Origin of the sequence: Veillonella sp. ZSJB6 (assembly GCF_051549505.1) — a bacterium.
GTDB lineage: Bacteria > Bacillota > Negativicutes > Veillonellales > Veillonellaceae > Veillonella.
On sequence record NZ_JBPUGE010000023.1, the window covers coordinates 1 to 412 of the forward strand.

Annotated in this window: 1 protein-coding gene; it reads right to left on the bottom strand. The window is 56.8% G+C overall.

What is annotated here, in order from left to right:
- Positions 1 to 412, bottom strand: a 412-nt coding sequence (locus tag ACSV5T_RS09735) for a hypothetical protein (protein WP_438320977.1), incomplete at both ends; no start/stop codon positions are given.

The window sequence follows — 412 nt, forward strand, 5'->3', positions numbered from 1 at the left end:
GTCTTTATCTGAAGCAGGACGCGTTTTCGGCATGTTCCATAGCTCGAGCTTGACGTCTTGAGCCGTCGGGGCCCACAGGACGAACTGTGATTTTGAGTGCTTGTACGTCACGCCGAGCTTGCCGTCATAGGCGTACTTCGCATCGAACTCCGGTGAACGGAGGACGTCGCCCGCTTGGAGCACTTTCTCTCCGAACGTCGGATGTTTCGCCGTGATGACCGCCGCCAAGTCGATATCGGCACTGAAGCGGACCGTGACCGATTTGTCGCCTGATTTCTCAACCGACTCGACCGTCGCACCTTCGACCGTCAATTCGCTCAAGAACGTCTCATCGATGACGCGGTTGAGCGTGAGCTCCGCTTGACGGAACGTGTCCGCTTCGAATGAGACGATTTTCGGTGAGCGATCGATC